Annotated in this window: 15 protein-coding genes; all 15 read left to right on the top strand. The window is 65.8% G+C overall.

From position 1 onward, the window contains the following. Positions 1-130: 130 nt before the first annotated feature. The 15 genes from BLQ58_RS01950 (at position 131) to BLQ58_RS01880 (ending at position 17,377) form a co-directional block, all read left to right on the top strand. Positions 131-1,258: a branched-chain amino acid ABC transporter substrate-binding protein gene (locus BLQ58_RS01950; protein WP_092594304.1), complete on the top strand. Its 1,128-nt coding sequence runs from the start codon at positions 131-133 to the stop codon at positions 1,256-1,258. 139 nt (positions 1,259-1,397) lie between these two features. Further along, a complete protein-coding gene (livH, locus tag BLQ58_RS01945; RefSeq protein WP_092594303.1) occupies positions 1,398-2,324 on the top strand; it encodes a high-affinity branched-chain amino acid ABC transporter permease LivH in 927 nt (308 codons plus the stop codon). A 12-nt stretch (positions 2,325-2,336) separates the two neighbouring features. Further along, positions 2,337-3,611 carry a high-affinity branched-chain amino acid ABC transporter permease LivM gene (locus BLQ58_RS01940; protein ID WP_092594302.1) on the top strand — a complete coding sequence of 425 codons (1,275 nt, stop codon included), beginning with the start codon at positions 2,337-2,339 and terminating at the stop codon, positions 3,609-3,611. Next, positions 3,608-4,375, top strand: coding sequence for a high-affinity branched-chain amino acid ABC transporter ATP-binding protein LivG (gene livG, locus BLQ58_RS01935; protein ID WP_092594301.1), 768 nt, complete (start codon positions 3,608-3,610; stop codon positions 4,373-4,375). Before BLQ58_RS01940 ends, livG begins: the two co-directional genes overlap by 4 nt. Continuing rightward, positions 4,375-5,076 carry an ABC transporter ATP-binding protein gene (locus BLQ58_RS01930; protein ID WP_066733338.1) on the top strand — a complete coding sequence of 234 codons (702 nt, stop codon included), beginning with the start codon at positions 4,375-4,377 and terminating at the stop codon, positions 5,074-5,076. Before livG ends, BLQ58_RS01930 begins: the two co-directional genes overlap by 1 nt. A 308-nt stretch (positions 5,077-5,384) precedes the next feature. After that, positions 5,385-6,794, top strand: a complete 1,410-nt coding sequence (gene leuC, locus BLQ58_RS01925; protein WP_092594300.1) for a 3-isopropylmalate dehydratase large subunit — start codon at positions 5,385-5,387, stop codon at positions 6,792-6,794. 50 nt (positions 6,795-6,844) lie between these two features. Next, positions 6,845-6,976 (top strand): entericidin A/B family lipoprotein, encoded by a 132-nt coding sequence (locus BLQ58_RS01920; RefSeq protein ID WP_066733342.1) that lies wholly within the window; start codon positions 6,845-6,847, stop codon positions 6,974-6,976. Between the two features lie 9 nt (positions 6,977-6,985). Further along, a complete protein-coding gene (leuD, locus tag BLQ58_RS01915; protein ID WP_092594299.1) occupies positions 6,986-7,636 on the top strand; it encodes a 3-isopropylmalate dehydratase small subunit in 651 nt (216 codons plus the stop codon). Positions 7,637-7,673: 37 nt separating this feature from the next. Further along, positions 7,674-8,741 carry a 3-isopropylmalate dehydrogenase gene (leuB, locus tag BLQ58_RS01910; protein WP_092594298.1) on the top strand — a complete coding sequence of 356 codons (1,068 nt, stop codon included), beginning with the start codon at positions 7,674-7,676 and terminating at the stop codon, positions 8,739-8,741. A gap of 440 nt (positions 8,742-9,181) precedes the next feature. Continuing rightward, on the top strand, positions 9,182-10,318 hold the full coding sequence (gene asd, locus BLQ58_RS01905; protein WP_092594297.1) for an aspartate-semialdehyde dehydrogenase: 1,137 nt from the start codon (positions 9,182-9,184) through the stop codon (positions 10,316-10,318). A 304-nt stretch (positions 10,319-10,622) separates the two neighbouring features. Then, entirely contained in the window at positions 10,623-13,445 is a 2,823-nt protein-coding gene (locus BLQ58_RS01900) for a motility hub landmark protein FimV (protein WP_092594567.1), read from the top strand. A gap of 143 nt (positions 13,446-13,588) precedes the next feature. Then, on the top strand, positions 13,589-14,419 hold the full coding sequence (truA, locus tag BLQ58_RS01895; RefSeq protein WP_092594565.1) for a tRNA pseudouridine(38-40) synthase TruA: 831 nt from the start codon (positions 13,589-13,591) through the stop codon (positions 14,417-14,419). Further along, entirely contained in the window at positions 14,409-15,119 is a 711-nt protein-coding gene (locus tag BLQ58_RS01890; protein ID WP_092594296.1) for a phosphoribosylanthranilate isomerase, read from the top strand. Before truA ends, BLQ58_RS01890 begins: the two co-directional genes overlap by 11 nt. 117 nt (positions 15,120-15,236) lie before the next feature. After that, positions 15,237-16,430 (top strand): tryptophan synthase subunit beta, encoded by a 1,194-nt coding sequence (trpB, locus tag BLQ58_RS01885; RefSeq protein WP_092594295.1) that lies wholly within the window; start codon positions 15,237-15,239, stop codon positions 16,428-16,430. After that, on the top strand, positions 16,430-17,377 hold the full coding sequence (locus BLQ58_RS01880; RefSeq protein WP_092594294.1) for a DNA-methyltransferase: 948 nt from the start codon (positions 16,430-16,432) through the stop codon (positions 17,375-17,377). The genes trpB and BLQ58_RS01880 overlap by 1 nt, the downstream gene beginning before the upstream one ends. Positions 17,378-17,379: the final 2 nt, after the last annotated feature.

The following is a 17,379-nucleotide window of genomic DNA, read 5'->3' as shown; positions in this document are numbered from 1 at the left end:
GGCCCGGTTTCCGCTCATGGGCCGTACGTTCGCCACGTCAGGCGGCGCTTCTTCCTCGCGGGTGTTGTTCGATTGCGCCGGTCATGCCGACTCTGCCCGGAATGACCCATACATAATCGAGGAGCTCCTGATGACGCTGTCCCGTCTCACGTCCACTGCCATGGCCGCCGTGCTTGCCACTGCCGGTCTCGCTGCCTTCACGTCGGCCAACGCCGAAACCGTCAAGATCGCCATTGCCGGCCCCATGAGCGGCTCGGTCGCCCAGTACGGCGACATGGTCAAGGCCGGTGCCCTGACCGCGATCGAACAGATCAACGCGGCGGGCGGTGCCAACGGCAACAAGTTCGAAGCCGTGCTGATGGACGACGCTTGCGAACCGAAGCAGGCCGTGGCCGTGGCCAACAAGATCGTCAGCCAGGGTATCCATTACGTGATCGGTCACGTGTGCTCGGGTTCGACGATTCCGGCTTCGGATATCTACGAAAACGAAGGCATCGTGATGGTGACGCCGTCGGCCACCGCGCCGCAGCTGACCGAAACGAAGAAGCGCAACTTCATCTTCCGCACGATCGGCCGCGACGACCAGCAAGGCCCGGCCGCCGCTCAGTACATCATCGGCAAGGTCAAGCCGAAGAAGGTTGCCGTGCTGCATGACAAGCAGTCGTACGGCCAGGGCATCGCCAGCTCGGTGAAGAAGGACCTGGAAGCGGCCAAGATCCCCGTGGCGGTCTTCGAGGGCATCAACGCCGGCGATTCCGACTACTCGGCCGTGATCACCAAGCTGAAGTCGCAGGGCGTGGATTTCGTGTACTTCGGCGGCTACCACCCGGAAATGGGCCTGCTGCTGCGCCAGGCGCGCGAGCAGGGCGTGAAGGCCACGTTCATGGGCCCCGAGGGCGTGGGCAACAAGGACGTGACGGCGATTGCCGGCCCCGCTTCGGAAGGCATGCTCGTGACGCTGCCCGCCGACTTCTCGGCCGACCCGGCCAACGCCGCGCTGGTGAAGGCCTTTGCCGACAAGAAGCGTGACGCCAACGGTCCGTTCCAGATGCCTGCCTATGCAGCCGTCAGGATCATCGGCGACGCCATCGCCGGTGCCAAGAGCACGGATCCGACGAAGGTGGCCGCTTACATGCACAAGAACGCGTTCACCACGCCGATCGGCAAGGTCGAATACGACGCCAAGGGCGACCTGAAGTCGTTCAAGTTCGTCGTCTACACGTGGCACAAGGACGCCACGAAGACCGCCGCAAACTAAACCCGGCGCCATCCTGGCGAAACGCCCCGCGGCCAACCGGCCTGCGGGGCGTTTTGGTATCGGTTCGATGTCGGTTAGCCGCCACATAAGGGCGGTCGGCATCGCGCATCGGACTCATCCGATCCACAAGGTCCCCCGCATGAACGAATTCCTTCCACAGTTCACCCAGCAGCTGGTCAACGGCCTGACGCTGGGCGCGATCTATGCGCTGATCGCCATCGGCTACACGATGGTCTACGGCATCATCGGCATGATCAACTTTGCCCACGGCGAGATCTACATGATCGGCGCCTACGTGGGTCTGGTGACGCTGACCGCCATTGGCGCGCAAGCCGGATATCCGCTGCCGCTGGTGCTGGGCGCGGCGCTGCTCGTTGCCGTTGTCGTGACCGGCTGCTACGGCTTTGCCGTGGAGCGCGTGGCATACCGCCCCCTGCGCGGCGGCCCGCGCCTGGTGCCGCTGATCTCGGCCATCGGCATGTCCATCTTCCTGCAGAACTATGTCCAGATCGGGCAGGGCGCGCGTGACGTGTCGGTGCCGATCCTGATCTCGGGCGCCATCGAGTTCCAGATGGGCGGCGACTTCACGGTGACCGTGCCGTATTCGCGCCTGCTGATCGTCGGCGTGACGCTGGTGCTGATGATCGCGCTGACGCTGTTCATCGGCCATTCACGCATGGGCCGCGCCTGCCGCGCCTGCGCCGAAGACATGCGCATGGCCAACCTGCTGGGCATCGATACGAACCGCGTGATCTCGTTCACGTTCGTGCTCGGCGCCATGCTGGCTGCCGTGGGCGGCGTGCTGATCGGGCTGACGATCGGCAAGCTCAATCCTTTCATCGGCTTCATCGCCGGCATCAAGGCTTTTACGGCCGCGGTGCTGGGCGGCATCGGCAGCATTCCGGGCGCGATGCTGGGCGGCGTGCTGCTGGGCCTGGCCGAGACGTTCGCGTCGGGCTACATGCCGTCCGAGTACAAGGACGTCGTGGCATTCGGCCTGCTGGTGCTGGTGCTGCTGTTCCGTCCCACGGGCCTGCTTGGCAAGCCCGATGTGGAAAAGGTCTGAGGGGAGGGCAACATGACACAAGCGACTTCGATTTCGCGGGCGTCGGTCCCGCAAACGTCGGTCTCGGACACGCTGAAGCATGCCGTGACCGCCGCCGTGCTGACGGCCATCCTGACGATCCCGGTGCTGGGCCTGCAGCTCAAGCTCGACGGCTACAAGGTGGTGCTGGAGCCGCACTGGCGTCCGGTGTGGATCGCCGTGGGGCTGGTGTTCCTGTTCCAGCTGTGCAAGCCGTTCCTGCTGCGTGCCCGCAACGCGGTCAAGCTGCCGTCGGTGCCGGCAATGGGCGCCCGGCAGCAGCGGTCGGCCATCTGGGTGCTGCTGGTGGTGGGCGTGGTGTTCCCGTTCTTCGGCTCTCGCGGCGCGGTGGACGTGGCTACGCTGGCACTGATCTACGTCATCCTGGGCCTCGGGTTGAACATCGTGGTGGGCTATGCCGGCCTGCTCGATCTGGGCTACGTGGGCTTCTACGCGGTCGGCGGCTATACCTATGCGCTGCTGAACCAGTATTTCGGCCTGACGTTCTGGGAATGCCTGCCGCTGTCGGCCGGCCTGGCGGCCACGTTCGGCTTCATCCTGGGCTTTCCGGTGCTGCGGCTGCGTGGCGACTACCTGGCCATCGTGACGCTGGGCTTCGGTGAAATCATCCGCCTGCTGCTGAACAACCTGACCAGCCTGACCGGCGGTCCGGACGGCGTGTCGGGCATTCCTAAGCCGTCCGTGTTCGGCATCGAAATGGCACGCAGTGCCAGCGTGGAAGGCGCGAAGACGTTCCATGACCTGATCGGCCTTCCCTATGCCGGGCAGCACATGGTGATCTGGCTGTACCTGCTGGCGCTGCTGCTGGTGGGCTTCACGCTGTTCGTCACGAGCCGCCTGATCCGCATGCCGATGGGCCGTGCGTGGGAGGCATTGCGCGAGGACGAGATCGCCTGCCGCTCGCTGGGCCTGAACCCGACGCGCATCAAGCTGTCGGCGTTCACGCTGGGCGCATCGTTCGCTGGCCTGGCCGGAGCGTTCTTCGCCGCGCGCCAGGGCCTGGTGAATCCGGAATCGTTCACGTTCATCGAGTCGGCGCTGATCCTGGCCGTCGTGGTGCTGGGCGGCATGGGTTCGCAGCTGGGCGTGATCCTGGCGGCCATTCTGCTGACGATCCTGCCCGAAGTGGCGCGCGACTTTGCCGAATACCGCATGCTGATCTTCGGCCTGGTGATGGTGTTGATGATGATGTGGCGTCCGCAGGGCCTGCTGCCCGCTAGCCGTCCGCACGTGGAGCTGCCGCGATGAGCACTGAAATGCTGAAAGTATCGGGCCTGCAGATGCGCTTTGGCGGTCTGCTGGCCGTGGATGGCATCGAGTTCGATGTGCGCCGCGACGAGGTCTTCGCCATCATCGGCCCGAACGGCGCGGGCAAGACCACCGTGTTCAATTGCGTGGGCGGCTTCTACAAGCCCACCGCCGGCGAGGTGACGCTGGACGGCCATTCGATCGCGCGCAAGCCCAGCCACGTGGTGGCACGCCACGGGCTGGTGCGCACATTCCAGAACATCCGCCTGTTCAAGCAGCTGACCGTCGTGGAAAACCTGATGGTTGCGCAGCACCTGCAGGTCAAGGCCGGGCTGCTGCGCGGGCTGCTGGCCACGCCGGCCTACCGCCGCGCCGAGCGCGAGGCCCTGGGGCGTGCCGCCGAATGGCTGGAGCGCATGGGCCTGACGAGCGTGGCCAACCGCGAGGCAGGCACGCTGTCGTACGGCCACCAGCGCCGGCTGGAGATCGCGCGCTGCATGATCACCAAGCCGCGCCTGCTGATGCTGGACGAACCGGCGGCCGGTCTGAACCCGCAGGAAAAGATCGAGCTGCAGCAACTGATCGACCGCCTGCGCCGTGAATTCAGCATTTCGGTGCTGCTGATCGAGCACGACATGAGCCTGGTGATGGGCGTGTCGGACCGCATCCTGGTGATGGAGCACGGCAAGCCGATCATGATCGGCAAGCCCGACGAGGTGCGCAACGACCCGCGCGTGATCAAGGCCTACCTGGGAGAGGACTGATGCTGAAGCTGGAAAACGTCCACACTCACTACGGCGCCGTCGAGGCGCTGTCGGGCGTATCGATCGAAGTCAACAAGGGCGAGATCGTCACCCTGATCGGCAGCAACGGCGCCGGCAAGACCACGCTGATGATGACCGTGTGCGGCACGCCGCGCGCGTCCAGCGGCCGTGTGCTGTTCGAAGGCCAGGACATCACCCGCCGTAACACGCACGAGATCATGCGCATGGGCATGGCAATTTCGCCAGAAGGCCGGCGCGTGTTCCCGAGCCTGACCGTGCTCGAAAACCTCAAGATGGGCGGCTTCTTTGCCAGCCGTCACGAGATCGAGGCCGGCATCGAGCACGTGTTCAAGCTGTTCCCGCGCCTGAACCAGCGCGCGAGCCAGCGGGCGGGCACGATGAGCGGCGGCGAGCAGCAGATGCTGGCCATCGGCCGCGCCCTGATGAGCAAGCCCCGCCTGCTGCTGCTGGACGAGCCCACGCTGGGCCTGGCGCCGCTGATCATCGCGCAGATCTTCGACATCATCCGCACGATCCGCGAAGAGGGCGTCACGGTGTTCCTGGTGGAGCAGAACGCCAACAAGGCGCTGCAGGTGGCCGACCGCGGCTATGTGCTGGAGACCGGCAAGGTGGTGCTGGCCGATACCGGTGCCAACCTGCTGGCCAACGACCGCATCAGGGCCGCTTACCTGGGCGGTTGAAGCACCGGCTCCCCTCTCCCGCACGCGGTAGAGGGGAGAAACCAGGGCCAGCGCGAGCCCCTTCGCCATCCGCGAAATCCCCCTTTCGCCAATGACCGCCGCCCAGGCGGTCCGGCCTGCCCTTCGGCGGCGGGGCCACATGGCATAATCGCTTGCGATGTCAAGCAATCACCGGCTGCGCCGGAAAAGCAGCAAAATAGCCTGCTTGCCCGCGAAGGCATCCGGAAAACACATTCCCCTGCAAACAACGCGCGGATTCGCGCCGTTCGCATCCCCCGGGATACGAACGGACGGTCTGCCCCCGCATCATGGCCAAGACGCTCTACGACAAACTCTGGGATGACCACACCGTCCACGTCGAGGAAGACGGCACGACGCTGCTCTACATCGACCGTCATCTGCTGCATGAAGTGACCAGCCCGCAGGCCTTCGAAGGCCTGAAGCTGGCGGAGCGTCCGGTGTGGCGCATCAGCGCGAACCTGGCCGTGTCGGACCACAACGTGCCGACCACCGACCGCACCCAGGGCATCGCCGACCCGATCTCGAAGCTCCAGGTCGATACGCTGGACGCCAACTGCGACGCCTATGGCATCACGCAGTTCAAGATGAACGACCACCGCCAGGGCATCGTCCACGTGATCGGGCCCGAGCAGGGCGCCACGCTGCCCGGCATGACCGTGGTCTGCGGCGATTCGCACACCAGCACGCACGGCGCGTTCGGCGCGCTGGCGCACGGCATCGGCACCTCGGAAGTGGAGCACGTGCTGGCCACCCAGACGCTGCTGGGCAAGAAGGCCAAGAACATGCTGATCAAGGTGGAAGGCAAGCTGCCGCGTGGCTGCACCGCCAAGGACATCGTGCTGGCCATCATCGGCAAGATCGGCACGGCCGGCGGCACGGGCTACACGATGGAATTCGCCGGCTCGGCCATCCGCGACCTGACCATGGAAGGCCGCATGACGGTCTGCAACATGGCCATCGAAGCGGGTGCGCGCGCGGGCCTCGTAGCCGTGGACGACGTCACGCTCGAATATGTGAAGAACCGTCCGTTCGCGCCGCAGGGCGTGGAATGGGACCAGGCCGTCACCTACTGGCGCACGCTGCATTCGGACGCTGGCGCCCACTTCGACAAGGTGGTGGAGCTGCGCGCCGAGGACATCCGCCCGCAGGTGACCTGGGGCACGTCGCCCGAAATGGTCGTCAGCATCGAAGACCGCGTGCCCGATCCCGAGAAGGAAAAGGACTCGAACAAGCGCAACGCCATGGAGCGCGCGCTGGAATACATGAACCTGCAGCCGAACACGCCGATGGAGTCGATCAACATCGACAAGGTGTTCATTGGTTCGTGCACCAACAGCCGCATCGAGGACATGCGCGCCGCCGCGTGGGTGGTGCAGAAGCTGGGCCGCAAGGTGGCGTCCAACGTGAAGCTGGCGATGGTGGTGCCGGGTTCGGGCCTGGTCAAGGAACAGGCCGAGCGCGAAGGGCTGGACAAGGTCTTCAAGGCCGCCGGCTTCGAATGGCGCGAACCGGGCTGCTCGATGTGCCTGGCGATGAACGCCGACCGCCTGGAACCGGGCGAGCGATGCGCGTCCACATCGAACCGCAACTTCGAAGGCCGTCAGGGCGCCGGCGGCCGTACGCACCTGGTCAGCCCGGCCATGGCCGCGGCGGCCGCGATCGAAGGGCATTTCGTCGACATCCGCAAACTCGGCTGAACGGCCGCGACGGGTCAACTGGTCAACCACGGCTTTCGAATAGAGACAACATGAAAAAGATCGTGATCACACTGCTGGCATGCCTGGGCATGCTGCAACTGGCTGGCTGCAACACGATTGCCGGCTTTGGCAAGGACACGCAGGCTGCCGGGCAGGCGCTCGAGAACGCTGCCCGGAAGTAAGGACACATCATGGATAAGTTCACCGTACACAGCGGCCTCGCGGCGCCGCTCGATCGCGAAAACGTCGATACGGACGCGATCATCCCGAAGCAGTTCCTGAAGTCGATCAAGCGCACGGGCTTTGGTCCGAACCTGTTCGACGAATGGCGCTACAAGGACGTGGGCCAGCCCGGCCAGGACAACAGCAAGCGTCCGTTGAACCCGGATTTCGTGCTGAACCAGCCGCGCTACCAGGGCGCATCGATCCTGCTGGCACGCAACAACTTCGGCTGCGGCAGCTCGCGCGAGCACGCCCCGTGGGCGCTCACGCAGTACGGCTTCCGCGCGGTCATCGCGCCGAGCTTTGCCGATATCTTCTTCAACAACTGCTACAAGAACGGCCTGCTGCCGGTGGCGCTGACCGACCTGCAGGTCGACCGCCTGTTCAACGAGACGCTGGCGTTCCCGGGCTACAAGCTGACCATCGACCTCGACAAGCAGGTCGTGGTCACACCGGGTGGCGACAGCTATGCATTCGACATCGCCCCGTTCCGCAAGTACTGCATGCTGAACGGTTTTGACGATATCGGCCTGACACTGCGCCAGAAGGACAAGATCAAGTCCTACGAAGCCGAGCGTCTGACGAAGATGCCGTGGCTGGGCAACCGCGTGGTCGGCTGAGCCGGATCGACCGGATCACACCTATATAGGAAGACACATGAAGATTGCAGTCCTGCCGGGCGACGGCATCGGTCCCGAGATCATTGCCGAAGCCGTCAAGGTGCTGAACGCCCTTGACGAGAAGTTTGAAATGGAAACCGCCCCGGTGGGCGGCGCCGGCTACGAGGCCGAAGGCCACCCGCTGCCGGAAAACACGCTGAAGCTGGCCAAGGATGCCGACGCCATCCTGTTCGGCGCCGTGGGCGACTGGAAGTACGACAGCCTGGAGCGTCCGCTGCGCCCCGAGCAGGCCATCCTGGGCCTGCGCAAGCACCTGCAGCTGTTCGCCAACTTCCGCCCGGCGATCTGCTATCCGGAACTGACCGGCGCCTCGAGCCTGAAGCCCGAGCTGGTGGCCGGCCTGGACATCCTGATCGTGCGCGAACTGAACGGCGACATCTACTTCGGCCAGCCGCGCGGCGTGCGCGAGGCGCCGGACGGCCTGTTCAAGGGCGCTCGCGAAGGCTTCGACACGATGCGCTACAGCGAGCCGGAAATCCGCCGCATCGCCCATGTGGCGTTCCAGGCGGCCGCCAAGCGCGGCAAGAAGCTGTGCAGCGTGGACAAGGCCAACGTGCTGGAGACGTTCCAGTTCTGGAAGGACATCGTGATCGATGTCAGCAAGGAATATCCGGACGTCGAGCTGTCGCACATGTACGTGGACAACGCCGCGATGCAGCTGGTGAAGGCGCCGAAGAGCTTCGACGTGATCGTCACCGGCAACATGTTCGGCGACATTCTGTCGGACGAGGCCGCCATGCTGACGGGCTCGATCGGCATGCTGCCGTCGGCTTCGCTCGACGCCAACAACAAGGGCCTGTACGAACCGTCGCACGGTTCCGCGCCCGATATCGCCGGCAAGGGCGTGGCCAACCCGCTGGCTACGATCCTGTCCGCCGCGATGATGCTGCGCTACTCGCTGAACCGCGCCGAACAGGCCGACCGCATCGAGAACGCCGTCAAAAAGGTGCTGGCACAGGGCTACCGTACCGGCGACATCCTGACGCCGGGCTGCAAGCAGGTTGGCACGAAGGAAATGGGCGAAGCGGTGCTGGCTGCGCTGTAACGCCAGGCACCGACGGTGTTGCGCCCCTCTCCCGCAACGCGGGGGAGGGGGCGGGGAAGAGGGCGGGGCGCCTGAAAGTGCGAAATGCGCAATTTGATGCTCAATTCCCTCTTCCCCGACCCCTCTGCCGCACGCGGCAGAGGCAGGAAGTCCCGTTGCCAGCACGAAAACACCCGCATTTCCCCTGCGGCAGCGCCGCAAATTCGTGTAGACTCTCCCGTCATGGCCCGATTCCACCAGTCCCTCCTGACTGCCTCCGCTGCTCGCACCGCTATCCGCGGCACGATCGGCGCGGATTCGCTCGGCCTGACCGCAACGACGATTAAAACCATTACCAAAACGATCCCCTAGATCGTTCGTCGTGCCTGCCCGTCTTCCCCGCGCAGCCACGCCGGGCGAGGAAAATGGCGGGGAAGTTCACATCACATCCGAGGTAAGTCATGATTGTAGGTCTCGTCGGTTGGCGAGGAATGGTCGGCAGCGTCCTGATGCAGCGCATGCAGGAAGAGGGCGATTTCGACCATATCGAGCCCGTTTTCTTCAGCACGTCCAACGCTGGCGGCAAGGCCCCGGCCATGGCCAGGAACGAAACCACGCTGAAAGATGCGAACGACATCGAAGCACTGAAGAAGTGCGACGTCGTGCTCACCGCCCAGGGCGGCGACTACACGAACGATGTGTTCCCGCGCCTGCGCGCCGCTGGCTGGAACGGCTACTGGATCGATGCCGCCTCGTCGCTGCGCATGAAGGACGATGCCATCATCGTCCTGGATCCGGTGAACCTCGGTGTGATCAAGGACGCGCTGTCCAAGGGCGTCAAGAACTTCATCGGCGGCAACTGCACGGTCAGCTGCATGATGATGGGCCTGGGCGGCCTGTTCGAGCATGACCTGATCGAGTGGATGACCTCGATGACGTACCAGGCCGCTTCGGGCGGCGGTGCCCAGCACATGCGCGAGCTGCTGACGCAGTTCGGCACGCTGAACGCCGCGGTCAAGCCGCTGCTGGACAACCCCGCATCGGCCATCCTGGAAATCGACCGCCAGATCCTGTCGACCCAGCACGGCCTGTCGGCTGACGAAACCAAACAGTTTGGCGTGCCGCTGGCCGGCAACCTGATTCCGTGGATCGACAAGGACCTGGGCAACGGCGTTTCCAAGGAAGAATGGAAGGGCGGCGCCGAGACCAACAAGATCCTCGGGCGTGGCGAAGGCTTCGTCGGTGCCACCGGCGCCAGCCCGATCGCCGTGGACGGCCTGTGCGTGCGGATTGGCGCGATGCGCTGCCACTCGCAAGCGCTCACTATCAAGCTGCGCCGCGATGTGCCGCTGGACGAGATCGAAGGCATGCTGGCCGCCAACAACCAGTGGGCCAAGGTCGTGCCGAACACGCGCGAAGCCAGCATGAAGGACCTGACGCCGGCCGCCGTGACGGGCACGCTGACGATTCCGGTCGGCCGTCTGCGCAAGATGCAGATGGGCGGCGAGTACCTGTCCGCCTTCACCGTTGGTGACCAGCTGCTGTGGGGCGCCGCCGAGCCCCTGCGGCGTATGCTGCGCATTCTGATCGAGGGTTGACCCCCGGATTGCCTCGCTGCTTTCGTTGCAGGGAGGCAACAGAATCTGCCGCTTTCCAAGCAACGCCGCGCCTGTGCGCGGCGTTGTCGCATCCCGAACGCTTTTTTTCGCAGGCTTGCGTCACAATACAGCCGGCATGCGCTGGGCCACGGGGTCATCGCCACCATGCATCGGGGATGCACGGCCGCGACATTGGGCGCGCAGCAGGGCGGGTATCAAGCCTGTCCGTTTCGTCGCCCGCCAGCCAGCCATTTGTTGGGATCGGGTTAATTTCTGCTACTAAAAACCATAAATGGAGCACGAGGTGAGTGTGAGCCTACATCGCCGGAAAGATGCGCCTACTGTCCGTCAGCGCTGGTCAACGCTGGCCATCACGGCTGCTGGTCTGCTGCTTGCGCAGCCTGCCGCGTATGCCGCGGGGTTCGGACAATTAAGGGTTCAATCCAATCTGGGGCAACCGCTCCAGGCTGAAATCGATATCACCGGCGTGACGCCCGAGGAAGCTGACAGCCTGGCTGTCAAGCTGGCCGCGCCGTCCGCCTATTCGCGCGCCGGGCTGACTTATCTGTCGGCCATTTCGACCGTGAAGCTCGACGTGCAGAAGCGTCCGAACGGTACCTATGTGGCCACCGTCCGGTCCAACCAGCCGCTCAGCGAGCCGTTCGTCGACATCCTGGTCGACATGAGCTGGTCCAGCGGCAAGATCACGCGCGCCTATACGTTCCTGCTGGATCCGGCCGGCGCCAAGCCGTCGAACCAGGCGTTCTCGCCCACCACCGTGGTGCAGGCCGCCACGCCGGACGCATCGCCGTCGGCAGTCCCCGCTCCGGCCCCCGTCGCCGGCGCGCCTGCCGCCGCGGCCCCCGCGCCGACGGCAGCCCCGGCCCCCGCCCCGGCCCGTCAGCCGCGCCGCGCTGCCGCGCCGGTCGCCGTGGCCGATGGCACCGCCGCCAATGGCAGCTACACGGTCCAGCAAGGCGACACGCTGTATGGCATCGCCGGCGATGCCTCGCAGGGCGTGGATTCGGTATCGCTGGAGCAGATGCTGCTGGCGCTCTACCGCAACAACCCCAATGCCTTCATCGGCGGGAACATCAACCGGATCAAGTCCGGCGCCGTGCTGAAGGTGCCGAGCGCCCAGCAGGCCCAGTCGGTGAGCCCGCGGGAAGCGCGCCGCGAAGTGGTGGCGCGTACGCAGGGTTTCGACAGCTACCGCAGCCGCCTGGCCGCGGCGGCGGCCGCCAAGTCGGTGGAAGCCGGTTCGGGCCGCGAGCAGTCGGGCAACGTGACCGCGCGGGTGCAGGACACCACGGTGCCCAACGCGGGTCCGCGTGACGAACTGAAGCTGTCGAAGGCCGAGAAGGGCGCGCAGGCTAAGGCGGAAGCCGACGTGGCCAGCCAGCGCAAGCTGAAGGACGCCGAATCGCGCGTCGCCGATCTCGAGAAGAACATCTCCGACATGCAGCGCCTGATGGAGCTGAAGAACGCGGAGATCGCCAAGCTCAACCAGAACAGCCAGAACAACCAGGGCGCCAAGGCTGCCGCTGCCACCGCTGCCACCGCTGCGGCCGCGGCCGCGCCGGCGGCTGGCAAGGCAGCCGATACTGCCGCGCCTGCGCCGACCGTGGTGCCGGCCGAGCCGGCCAAGGCCGCGGATGCCCCGAGCACCGCTACGCCGGAACCCGCAGCGGCCGCCCCGGCCGCGGCTGCAGCGTCGGCACCGCAAGCTGCCGCTGCTGCGTCCGCCCCGCAGGCAGGCGCTTCGGCACCGGCAGCCGCCGCCTCGGCGCCGGTCGTCGCGAAAAAGACGCCGCCGGTCATCCAGCCGATGCCCCAGCCGTCGTTCCTCGACGAACTGCTCGCCAACCCGATGCTGCTGCCGGGCGCGGGAGTGCTGGTTGCGTTGCTTGGCGGATATGCGTACTATCGCCGCCGCCAGAAGCAGAAGGCGGGCGAAAACACCGGATTCGGTGACAGCATCCTGTCCCAGGAAAGCACGGTCATGGCGGGCGGACACTCGTTGTTCGGCACCGCCGGTGGCCAGAGCGTCGACACGTCGCAGCACAGCGTGTTTGGCGCCGACTTCCGCATCGGCAACAACTCGCCCGAAGCGACGGAAGTGGATCCGATTGCCGAGGCCGAGGTGTACATCGCGTATGGACGCGACGTGCAGGCCGAGGAAATCCTGCGCGAAGCGTTGCAACAGAATCCGGAGCGCCAGGCCATCCGCCTGAAGCTGCTGGAGATTTACAACACTCGTCAGGATGTGGAAGGTTTCCGAGTGATCGCAGAAGAAATGTTCGCCCAGGTAGGCGGACAAGGCGCGGACTGGCAACAGGTCGCGGAAATGGGTCGCAGGCTGGATCCGGGCAACGCGCTGTACCTGTCGGTGGCGCCCGACGCGACGGCGGAAGCCGATACGACGACGCCGGTGGCCGACCAGTGGCGCACGCAGGATCCTGCACAGTCGATGCAGCAGGCCCCCCACGCATCGGCCATGCCCGACCTGGCGCTGCCGCTCGATGCCTTCCCCGCGCCCGCGCCGGGGGAGCCCATCGTGGCACCGGAATCGGCCTCGCTGGTATTCGGTAACGAGCACCTTGCGGAACCGGTGGCGCGTCTGGACGACGTTCTGGACGAAAGCCATGACGCCGGCCTGGACCTGCCCGCAGGCGGGGTGCCGGCACTTGATACGCCGACGCGCTCGCGTCCGCTGGAGTTCGACATGTCCAGCCTGTCGCTGGACCTGAATGCCGGGAGCCCGGGTGCTGCCGTGGCGGCAGAGCCGGCTTCGGTGGCCACGTTCGAGGCGCCGTCGCTGACGGCGTCGACCGTGCCGCTGCCCGCGCCGACGATGCTCCAGAACGGCAAGCTGGTCGAGCCGATCGACCTGACCCGTGTCACGTCCGAGGGCAATGGCGACTCGACGCATGGCGTTTCCGCCAGCACGCTGTCGGCCACGGGCATGGACGGCAGCCGCGACATGCAGATCAAGCTCGACCTGGCGCGCGCCTACATCGAGATCGGTGACAAGGAAGGTGCCCGCGAACTGCTGCAGGAAGTGGTGGAGCAGTCGGAAGACCCGCTGCAGACCGAGGCTCGCACGCTGCTGCGCGACGTGGCCTGATGCGGGCTGGCCTGCGGGTTCCGACCCAAAGGCCGGTATGATGCAGGGTTTGCGGCACGCCGTTGACACGGGTGCCGCAGCCCGAAGCGATGCGCCGGAAGCGTCCCTTCCGGCGCATTTTGTTTTTGGGCATCGCCACATTCATGAATCGCATCGCCATCGGACTCCACTACGACGGTTCGGCCTTTTCCGGCTGGCAGTCGCAGCCCCACCGCAACACCGTGCAGGACCACCTGGAAGACGCCATCGAGCGTTTTGCCGGAACGCGCCTGCTGACCACGGTGGCGGGGCGGACCGATACCGGCGTGCATGCGCTGGGCCAGGTGATCCACCTCGATACCGAGCTGGATCGCGACAAGTTCTCGTGGGTGCGCGGCGTCAACGCGTTCCTGCCGCCGTCCATCGCGCTGCAATGGGCCGAGCCGGTCGATGACGGCTTCCATGCGCGCTTCCTCGCCTACGAGCGGATGTATTACTACGCGCTGTACACCGGCCCGCACCGCGTGCCGATGATCCACAGCCGCGCCGGCTACCAGATGCTGCCGCCGGGCCAGCGGCTCGATGTCGACGCGATGCGCGCGGCGGCCGCCTGCCTGCTGGGCGAGCATGACTTCTCGGCGTTCCGGGCGGCCGAGTGCCAGGCCAAGTCGCCGGTCAAGACGATGTACGACGTGACGATCCGGGACGACGGCAACTGGGTGTTCCTGCGCTTCCGGGCCAGCGCCTTCCTGCACCACATGGTGCGCAACCTGATGGGCTGCCTGGTGGCGGTGGGGCGGGGTCGTTACCCGGCCGAATGGATGGCCGAGGTGCTGGCCGGCCGCAACCGGCAGAAAGCCGCCCCGACGTTCATGCCCGACGGGCTGTACCTGGTCGACGTGAAGTATCCTGAGCCGTACCAGCTACCCACGGCGGACGCGTCCGCCAGCTTCTTCCACGGAGTATTTGCCGATGGTCCCGACAATGGCGCCTGATTCCGGCCCCGTGCCGCCCCGCACCCGCATCAAGATCTGCGGGCTGACGCGTCCGGAGGACGTGCGCGCGGCCGTTGACGCCGGCGCCGATGCCATCGGCCTGGTGTTCTACGACAAGAGTCCCCGCTTCGTGGATGTGGCGCGAGCGGCCGCCCTGGCCGAGCAGGTGCCGCCTTTCGTCACTGTGACCGGTCTGTTCGTCAACGCCGATGCCGAGGAAGTGGCGCATGTCACCGAGCGTGTGCCGTTGACGCTACTCCAGTTCCACGGCGACGAAACGGCGCAGCAATGCACCGAGATTGCGCGCCGCTGCAGGCTGCCGTTTGTGCGTGCCGCACGTGTCCAGCCGGGGCTTGATTTGGTAGAATTCGCCGATCAATACCGTGACGCCGCCGGCCTGTTGCTCGACGCCTTCGTGGAAGGCTATGGCGGTGGCGGCCACGTCTTCGACTGGACCCTGATTCCTGCTCAATGGCTTCCGCCCAATCTGACCAGCCCGCACGCAAACGACGCTCCTCGCATCGTTTTGAGTGGTGGGTTGAACGCGCAAAACGTCGCTGGTGCGATTGAACGCGTACGCCCCTATGCCGTGGATGTCAGCAGCGGCGTGGAGGCGTCGAAGGGTGTGAAGGACCACGCCCGCATTGCCGCGTTCGTACGCGCCGTGCGCAGGGCGGATGCAGGACAGGCCGGCCAGTAACGCCACGCCGGCTCTGCGCTGCCATCCCCGATTGCCCCCGGTCGCTCCGATCGCCCGATACCGAATTTGATGCGCTCCACCACCATTGTGCGTGGTGCGCCACCTGAGAGCCTGGACATGTACGACTTGCCCGATTCCCGGGGCCATTTCGGCCCCTATGGCGGTAGCTTCGTTTCCGAAACCCTGGTCCACGCGCTGGACGAGTTGCGCGACGCCTATGCGCACTACCAGCAGGACGCGGACTTCAACGCCGAATTCCAGCGCGAGCTGAAGCACTTTGTCGGCCGCCCGTCGCCGATCTACCACGCACAGCGTTGGAGCGAGACGCTCGGCGGGGCCCAGCTGTTCTTCAAGCGCGAAGACCTGAACCACACCGGCGCGCACAAGATCAACAATGTGATCGGCCAGGCGCTGCTGGCCCGGCGCATGGGCAAGAAGCGCGTGATCGCCGAGACCGGCGCCGGCCAGCACGGCGTGGCCACGGCGACCATCGCCGCGCGCTTCGGCATGGAGTGCGTGGTCTACATGGGCTCGGAGGACGTGCGCCGCCAGGCCGCCAACGTCTATCGCATGAAGCTGCTGGGTGCCACGGTGGTGCCCGTGGAAAGCGGTTCGAAGACGCTCAAGGACGCGCTCAACGAGGCGATGCGCGACTGGGTGACCAACGTCGAGACCACGTTCTACATCATCGGCACGGTAGCCGGCCCGCACCCGTATCCGATGATGGTGCGCGATTTCCAGTGCGTGATCGGCGAGGAATCGAAAGTGCAGATGCCCGAGCTGACCGGCCGCCAGCCGGACGCCGTGATCGCCTGCGTGGGCGGCGGCTCGAACGCCATGGGCATTTTCTATCCGTACATCGAGCACAAGGACGTGCAGCTGATCGGCGTGGAAGCGGCCGGTGACGGCCTGGACACGGGCCGCCACGCGGCATCGCTGACCGGCGGGTCGCCGGGCGTGCTGCACGGCAACCGTACCTACCTGCTGCAGGACGAGAACGGCCAGATCATCGAGACCCACTCGGTGTCGGCCGGGCTGGACTATCCGGGTGTGGGGCCGGAACACGCATGGCTCAAGGACATCGGCCGCGCGCAATATGTGCCGATCACCGATGACGAAGCGTTGAAGGCGTTCCACGACTGCTGCCGCATCGAAGGCATCATCCCGGCGCTGGAATCGAGCCATGCCATCGCATACGCGTGCAAGCTGGCGCCGACGCTGCCCAAGGACAAGCTGCTGCTCGTGAACCTGTCCGGCCGAGGCGACAAGGACATGCACACGGTGGCCGAACGTGCGGGGTTGAAGCTGTAATGCGTGCGCTGCCCCCCGACACCACGACCCCGGCAGAAGAGGGCGGCGCCGCGGCGCCGTTCGACATCCTCGACACCGAAGCCGTCCGCCTGTACCAGGAAGACGCGCTCGAAGGCATCCGGCGCATCGAGGACGGATCGGTCGACCTGATCGTCGCCGATCCGCCCTATGGCCTGGGCAAGGACTATGGCAACGATTCCGACCTGCTGTCGGGCGACGCCTACCTGGAATGGTCCGAACGCTGGATGGATGCCATCATCCCAAAGCTGGCCCCCAAGGGCACCCTGTACCTGTTCTGCACGTGGCAGTACTCGCCCGAGCTGTTCGTGATGCTCAAGAAGCGGCTGACGATGATCAACGAGATCATCTGGGATCGCCGCGTGCCGAGCATGGGCGGCACCACGCGCAAGTTCTCGTCGGTGCACGACAACATCGGCTTCTTCGCCCGGCAGCGCGACTACTACTTCGACCTCGATCCGGTGCGCATTCCGTACGATGCCGAGACCAAGAAGGCCCGCAGCCGGCCGCGCTTCGAGGGCAAGAAGTGGCTCGAGGTGGGCTACAACCCGAAGGACCTGTGGAGCGTGCCGCGCATCCACCGGCAGGACCCCGAGCGCGCCGATCATCCCACGCAGAAGCCGCTGGAGATCGTCGAACGCATGGTGCTGTCGAGCTGCCCGCCGGGCGGCGTGGTGCTGGACCCGTTCACGGGCAGCGGCACCACGGCGGTGGCCTGCGTGCGCCACGGCCGGCGCTTTGTCGGCTTCGAGATGAATCCGCAATATGCCGCGCTGGTGCGCGATCGCGTGAGGGCTGCGCAGCCCGTGTATGCGCCGATCCAGCCCGACAGCGTGGCCGACAGCCTGCCCGCGGGCACCGAAACGACCCCGGCCGCTGCCAACGACGATGCCAACGACGCGGCATCGCCGGTGCAGCGCCTTATCTGATT

It is taken from the genome of Ralstonia sp. 25mfcol4.1, from assembly GCF_900104095.1.
Classification (GTDB): Bacteria; Pseudomonadota; Gammaproteobacteria; order Burkholderiales; family Burkholderiaceae; genus Cupriavidus.
The sequence above is the reverse complement of the archived record's forward strand: the minus strand, read 5'-3'. Positions and strand labels throughout refer to the sequence as shown.

What these genes read in the sequence shown, in the direction of transcription:
- BLQ58_RS01950 (WP_092594304.1), top strand. Translation starts at nt 131, where the DNA reads ATGACGCTGTCCCGTCTCACGTCCACTGCCATGGCCGCCGTGCTTGCC.
- livH (WP_092594303.1), top strand. Translation starts at nt 1,398, where the DNA reads ATGAACGAATTCCTTCCACAGTTCACCCAGCAGCTGGTCAACGGCCTG.
- BLQ58_RS01940 (WP_092594302.1), top strand. Translation starts at nt 2,337, where the DNA reads ATGACACAAGCGACTTCGATTTCGCGGGCGTCGGTCCCGCAAACGTCG.
- livG (WP_092594301.1), top strand. Translation starts at nt 3,608, where the DNA reads ATGAGCACTGAAATGCTGAAAGTATCGGGCCTGCAGATGCGCTTTGGC.
- BLQ58_RS01930 (WP_066733338.1), top strand. Translation starts at nt 4,375, where the DNA reads ATGCTGAAGCTGGAAAACGTCCACACTCACTACGGCGCCGTCGAGGCG.
- leuC (WP_092594300.1), top strand. Translation starts at nt 5,385, where the DNA reads ATGGCCAAGACGCTCTACGACAAACTCTGGGATGACCACACCGTCCAC.
- BLQ58_RS01920 (WP_066733342.1), top strand. Translation starts at nt 6,845, where the DNA reads ATGAAAAAGATCGTGATCACACTGCTGGCATGCCTGGGCATGCTGCAA.
- leuD (WP_092594299.1), top strand. Translation starts at nt 6,986, where the DNA reads ATGGATAAGTTCACCGTACACAGCGGCCTCGCGGCGCCGCTCGATCGC.
- leuB (WP_092594298.1), top strand. Translation starts at nt 7,674, where the DNA reads ATGAAGATTGCAGTCCTGCCGGGCGACGGCATCGGTCCCGAGATCATT.
- asd (WP_092594297.1), top strand. Translation starts at nt 9,182, where the DNA reads ATGATTGTAGGTCTCGTCGGTTGGCGAGGAATGGTCGGCAGCGTCCTG.
- truA (WP_092594565.1), top strand. Translation starts at nt 13,589, where the DNA reads ATGAATCGCATCGCCATCGGACTCCACTACGACGGTTCGGCCTTTTCC.
- BLQ58_RS01890 (WP_092594296.1), top strand. Translation starts at nt 14,409, where the DNA reads ATGGCGCCTGATTCCGGCCCCGTGCCGCCCCGCACCCGCATCAAGATC.
- trpB (WP_092594295.1), top strand. Translation starts at nt 15,237, where the DNA reads ATGTACGACTTGCCCGATTCCCGGGGCCATTTCGGCCCCTATGGCGGT.
- BLQ58_RS01880 (WP_092594294.1), top strand. Translation starts at nt 16,430, where the DNA reads ATGCGTGCGCTGCCCCCCGACACCACGACCCCGGCAGAAGAGGGCGGC.